Raw genomic sequence first — 6,427 nt, forward strand, 5'->3', positions numbered from 1 at the left:
TTTTTATTTTTAGATGAATTAAAGTTCTATAAGGTGAAACTCTTATAGAACTCTGAATCTAATTCCTTAACCAACCTTAACGTGTCACCATAAGTAAATAGTTGTAAATGCCTACAAGCACGCGTAATAGAAACATACAGCAAACGTCTTTCAATTTCCCAATAATTCTCTTCTTTATCCTCATCTGGTATTCTAGTAGGTTCAATTAAATCAATAATATATACAAAGTCAAACTCTAGACCTTTTGCTGAATGGAAGGTACAAAGTTTTACACCAGGAGTGTGTGGATTTCCCTTCTCCCTAATATCTTCTGAAGGAATCCCAGCATTGTTTAATGCACGTTGCATTCTAAATTTTGCTGAGTTTCTTGAAGATCCCTCACGATATAAAATACCAATTGTACAATTTGGTGCTTGTTCAATAATTTGTTTTACTGATTTAATCACTTCTCTATCTTGCGATTCAGCATTTTTACAATTTATTAAATACGGGATAGGCCCTTCCCTCTCCGGTAAATTAGGAATTACGTATTCCTCATCATGAATAATCATATCATTTTGTTGAAGACTCGCTGCTAGCTGAATAATTTGTTTTGTCGAACGGTAGGATTCCTTTAATATTTTCGTACGATTACCCGTGACATTTAGACCAATCTCTTTCCATGTAAAGGATGTTTTATAGATTTTTTGACCTTTGTCAGCAGCAACAATAAATGATTTTCTAGCACTCTGCTTTAACGCTTGCAGTTGAACCTGTTGTAGATCTTGAGCCTCGTCAATAAAAATGTGATCATATTTAATGGAATCTGGAAATATAGCTGGATTCTTCATGAGAACAACAGCTAAATCATCAAAATCAAGTAAATAGTTTTTCTTCTTATTATATTGATCAAAGACTTGATAAATAATCTCACGATCATTCATGGTAACACGTGTATTGGTACCGCGCCCTCTTCGATCTGCTTTCAAATAATCACTTAAAGTAATGATGTTTTTTCCTTTAATCCATTGTATTTCATCCTTTAGGAAATCGAAATAATCGTCATTTTTTACAAAGCGATGGTCAAGACTTGTTAAGCTTTTTATAGACTCTCTTAAAAATTCTTCTTGTTTATACTTTTGTGTAATAATAGGCTTCTTTTTCATGACCTTACAATATGCACCAAACGCCCATGAATGGAATGTTTTCACTTCTAAGTTAGGAAGGTTGTACTTCTCAATTAAAAATTTAGTTGCATTAGAAAGCGATCCTGCATAAGTGAATATTACAACCTTCTCATTCGGATATTTCAGTGCTGTTTGCTTCGCTTTTTTTAATAAAACAAGCGTCTTTCCACTACCAGCAATCCCTCTAATCAAAATTTCATTCCCTGTGTAATCAACTATATCCTGTTGTTGCTTAGTTAATGTTAATTCAGTACTCTCTAGTTTATTTTCCATACATATACAAAGGGGAGTTTCTCCCCTTCTCCTACACCTCTCTCATCATATTACGGCCAATCATCGTCATCATCATTTTCTTCTTCATCTAAGTATTCCAATGCACTTTTAAAGGAGTCTTCTACTAAAACCATATTCAATGCATCATTTGTTAGTTCTTCTATCAAACCTTCTGAATCACTTTCGTTTTCAAATGTTCTCCAGTTAGTAGCTATTTGCCTCCAAATATTATTCATCCTGTTCCCTCCTAACCAATCAGATGTCGTCCTTCACTACAAATATCTACATGAGGGCAGTAACGACAATTTTCTCCTGGTTTAGCATGGAATATATTCTCATTCATTACATCTTCCTTCATATCAATCAACAAGGAAGGCTTATTCTTAACAGTTTCTTCTATCCATTCATTTCTTTTAGCATTTGTAAGACCTGGAAGCTGAAAATTCTTCCTTGCTTTACTGATACTAATGTCTCCACTAACTTGCTCTAGCTCTTCATCTTGCCTCGCAATTTTTATAAACGTTTCGGCCATTACTTCTTTTTTATAGTTCGTCCAGTGAGGGAATAATTCGCTTACTGTTTTAATAACCTTTTCATCCGTTAAAGTGGTACTACGCTTGACCAATCGAATTAATTCCGTAAACATAAATTGATGGATAAATTCATCATTAAAAACAGGTGAATGACCTAAGATATAACTAAAGTAAAATCTCCTTTTACATTGGTTATATTCTATTAGAAAATCTGTAAATGTTAGTTCTGTTAAATCCCCATCATTTATATCTACCGCTATGTCTTTAAAATCAACTGGATTAGGACGTGTTTTCACTACAAGGTGATTTGCCTTCTCCTTATAATCTATTACTTTTAATCCTAGTTGATGGACATACACAGCAGGTTGCAGATCTTCCTTATCTAAAAAGTTTTGCATCCAAGACAGTTCAGTATTTTTATCTAATAAGAATTCCAAAGCAATAAATAGTAAATACCTTGAAATCTGCTTGATAGATTGATTTCTCAATGTATGTAATTCAAGTACTTCATGACGAATGGAGAGTTTTTCAAACGTAATCTCCTGTAATGGCCATGGTGTACTGAATTCATCAAGAGGTAGACCTTTTTCATCTAGTCCTGTTAGATAAAAGGTATTAATATTTGGTTTAAAAGCTTCCCCATCAACCTCAATAAACGGTTTTATAAAGGATTCATCTGTGTTTGATAATTTCCCACTCAAATAAACATTGATAGCTTCCCCAACATCATCATATAGAAAGAAATTATCATCCTGAATTTTCTTTAATTTTTCATTCAATGAATGAATAATATCCGTTTCATCTTGAAGTAATTTAGAATGCTGCATTGGATTATGTTTATCTAATATCACTAACAATTTATTAAAATGCTCACTTATAGATGCTTCCTTTGCTTCTATATCAAACAATTCTTCCGCAATGAAAACGAGTTGCTTCACAAAATAGTGAACTTCTTCAACTTGCTTCTTGCTTAGTGAAAAATGAGCAAATTTAGAAAAGGGACTACGCACACTCGTTACAACCCTATCATCATCTGGCCCTTCAAAGGCTGGTAATATTTCTTTGTAATGCTTCATTAAATCAGAAAACCTTGGTAACCAATCCCCTTGAATCGTACGACAATTACCGAAGAACGGTAACAGTTGCTTTAGCAAGTATGTGTAATCTCTAGCGTTTTTCTTCGTGATAGGGTTATATAACCACCCTGATGAAAACGCTGAAATTAAAATATCTTCATTTAAAATCAATGTATTATCATCAATCATCTGATGGATCTTACTAATGAATTGACCAATCGGATATTGTAAAAAGTTTCTGTTTTCCGCAAATTTATTCGGATAATATTGAACAAGAATCTCATTCAACATATCAGCATTGGTTGCAATAATTTGTACTTTATCCTTGTTTTTATCCTCATCATCCTCTGTCTCACCAATCGGATAATTAGGAACAATTACATCATTTAAAAAATCAAAAAAGGAATTATAACGAATAACTTCTTTTTTAAGGGTCCCCCCCGGTGCATTCTCTCCTTCAAATGCACTCAAAAATTCAGTACCAAGGGAATCTTCCTTGTTTTCTCGATTACTTTCAATTTGCCAATTATCAGTCCACTGATATTCTTTAGAAATAAAGCCTTTTATAAAATCGAAAGTTGCTGGAAAACGAGGATCATAATAATTAAAGAATGTAATAGAAAATCCTGCCTTCCTGAGAGCTTGTAGAAAAATCTGCTGCTCAGGCGTAATGAAGTAAAATCCATGTAAGACAAGCTGATTCATCCCTACATCTAGGGCAGGTCTTTGAGTTTCCACTAAAAGCTTGTTAATCTTCTTTTTAATTTCCTCTATTCCCCATCCCTTGCGAAGCTTATTTCGAATATTTTTATAGGTAGTATCTTTTTCCTCTATCTCAAACCAAATTTGTTGAAAGAGCTTTTCCTTTTCTGTTAGCTTATTACTTTCTAGATTTATTGTAGTTAGGTCAATGGGCTTCACGCCGGTATACGTTAGAAATCGAATCGTTTCAAGAAGATCCGGACGATTATTTTTAAAAGCATTTTTTAATTCTGCATTATCCGTACTAAGCTCATTGATAACCCGAGATAGCTTTAAATATTGTTTTAGTTGCTCTTCGGGTAGATTCCACCTTGTTAATAATTCGTCAATAATTTCGCGAATTGTAAACACATAACAAAACTCTCGTTCTTCTTTGTTTTGATAAGCCTCTACAATACCGTCCTTCATATTTTTTGTAGCACATATATGAATGGCATTTTTTATCTTGTTATATTTTGAATGATTTCTCCAACGCTTCGGATCATCATATGTATATACATCAATGTTCATGATTCACCTCATTAAAAGCTCGTCCTAGTAAATTACCCCATGTATTTTCACTTATTTTTTCAGGCATCATTAAGATTAGTCTCTTTTTCGCACGTGTCATCGCTACATACAACAATCGAGTCTCTTCTCTTTCTACTTCAAAGCTTTCATAATTTTGAAGTGTAGCAAAATGGTTATTTTTAATATCTTTAGCCTTCCAACCAACAATTCGTTTATCCTCACCCATCTCTTTTTCATCTTGTATGTAAAAAGAGGCTTGTTTATTACTAAATGAGTGATTCAGTTTAGGCATAATAACAGTATGGTACTCTAGGCCTTTCGAACGATGGACAGTCGTAATTTCTACAACTCCTAATTTCGTTTCAATCATTGGCTCATTTTCATTACGATTTACGCGAATTTGTAAGGTTAACCATTCATGAATGTTCCAAAGCGTACCACCCATTGAATCAAATTGCTTTTGAATGCTGTTCATTAAATGATATAAATTTTTCTCATACTGTTTTACAGCTAACTCAATCTCTAACTGTTTTATAGACTCATCTATGTCTGGGTCATCTCCATACTTCACTTCATAATAGGATGAAATATGTTGTAGTAATCCCTTTTCAGAGATAACCTTCTGTATAACAGCCATAACAGGTAATCTTTTTAACTCATCAAGATACTGTGTAAAGTCATTTCCCATATGCAATTGTAAAAACTTTATAATTTTTTCACTATCACCTTTTAAGGGAACAAGTAGTTTTGTTGGAATTGCATATCTAAAATAAGGTGATTGTAGAAAATTAACGACATGCTTTGCCTCACCTGGATATAACAGGGCATCTAACATCATTTTAAAATGTATGACTGCATCTGATTTATAAAACGTACCATCTAAATTTTGTACAGTCCCTATTCCTGCTTTCTCACACCACTCTCGTACTTCAAGAGCTTGTTTATTCGTACGTACAACAAGGGCGATTCTTTTATTTTCATCATCTGATAACTGCTTAGCTATATCCACAGATTCTAAAATTTGACGAACTGTTTCTTTTTCTACATTATCTTTATTTATATTAGGATAAAGGAACTCCCCTATCGTTGGTTCAGTAATCTTCATCCCCTTCAAACGATCATCCTCCGTATAAGGAAGCAGAGACTCTTTACCTTTTGGACCCCAGCACTTCTGCCCCCAAACAGAAAATACCTTATCTAGCTTTTCTAATAAACTGCTAGTTGTTCGATAGTTTTGATTTAAAGCAACAGGCGTAAATGATGAATTCACCCTTTCTGCTAATCTTGTAAAGGACGTGTAATCAGCACCACGGAAACGATAAATCGATTGCTTAATATCTCCAACTACAAAAAGATGATATTTCAACTGATTTTGTAGACTTGCCACTAGTTCAATTTGTGTATTATCACTATCCTGAAATTCATCGACAAATAAATATTTATCAGTTTGAAGCTGTTTAAGTGTATCACCTTGTGTAAATAACTTTAGTTTTCGGACCATATCCCCTGTATCAATCGCATTTTCTTTCTTTTTTTGTGCTTCTATTAAACCTTCACATCGCTTGAATACATATTGAAAAAGATCCTTAAGAACCTGATGCTCTTCTTTTACTACCGTACCCCAATCAATTGATTCAATTTCTGTTCTAGTTAAACCCTTCTTCTCCATTTCATCCCAGAAACTCTTCATCATTTTTATAACTTCGTAAAACTTTAAATTTAAATCGACTAAAACTTTTGCAGGATGTTTTTGGAAAAATTCGTTAGCAAGCTTTTCAAGGATGTCACTCTTCATTTTAATAAAACTTCTTACCTTTAAGTTTCTACCAAAACCAATTTCATGTGCTAATTGAGTTAAAACAGATTTAGAAAACGCATGAATTGTGCTAATTTGTATATTTTTTACTTCTTCAGCAAAGTAAAGATACTTTGTTTTCCCTGTCAATTTAAACATGCTTAATAATTTCTTTTGCAAACGCTCCTTCATTTCATTAGTAGACGCATTTGTAAAAGTAACCATTATGATGTCTTTAAGTGTGATGCCAACCTTTTCTAACAGATAAAAAATACGATCAATCATAACGTATGTTTTTCCTGTCCCCGCACC

Annotated in this window: 4 protein-coding genes; all 4 read right to left on the reverse strand. The window is 33.3% G+C overall.

Annotated elements, in window-relative coordinates; all coding sequences use genetic code 11:
* Positions 1 to 26 precede the first annotated feature (26 nt).
* Positions 27 to 1,439: a 3'-5' exonuclease gene (locus tag DN403_RS30105; protein WP_149186081.1), complete on the reverse strand. Its 1,413-nt coding sequence runs from the start codon at positions 1,437 to 1,439 to the stop codon at positions 27 to 29.
* Between the two features lie 50 nt (positions 1,440 to 1,489).
* On the reverse strand, positions 1,490 to 1,675 hold the full coding sequence (locus DN403_RS30110) for a hypothetical protein (protein ID WP_098327394.1): 186 nt from the start codon (positions 1,673 to 1,675) through the stop codon (positions 1,490 to 1,492).
* Between the two features lie 11 nt (positions 1,676 to 1,686).
* Positions 1,687 to 4,320: a hypothetical protein gene (locus DN403_RS30115; RefSeq protein ID WP_255452089.1), complete on the reverse strand. Its 2,634-nt coding sequence runs from the start codon at positions 4,318 to 4,320 to the stop codon at positions 1,687 to 1,689.
* The coding region (locus DN403_RS30120; RefSeq protein ID WP_149186082.1) for a UvrD-helicase domain-containing protein at positions 4,310 to 6,427 on the reverse strand (2,118 nt) is incomplete at its 5' end. The genes DN403_RS30120 and DN403_RS30115, both read right to left, overlap by 11 nt.

Source organism: Bacillus sp. AY2-1 (genome assembly GCF_008368965.1).
In the GTDB taxonomy this organism is placed as follows: Bacteria; Bacillota; Bacilli; order Bacillales; family Bacillaceae_G; genus Bacillus_A; species Bacillus_A thuringiensis_S.

Bases quoted from the DNA above. Each gene is read 5' to 3' on its own strand.
- DN403_RS30115 (WP_255452089.1), bottom strand. From the start codon at position 4,320: ATGAACATTGATGTATATACATATGATGATCCGAAGCGTTGGAGAAAT.
- DN403_RS30110 (WP_098327394.1), bottom strand. From the start codon at position 1,675: ATGAATAATATTTGGAGGCAAATAGCTACTAACTGGAGAACATTTGAA.
- DN403_RS30105 (WP_149186081.1), bottom strand. From the start codon at position 1,439: ATGGAAAATAAACTAGAGAGTACTGAATTAACATTAACTAAGCAACAA.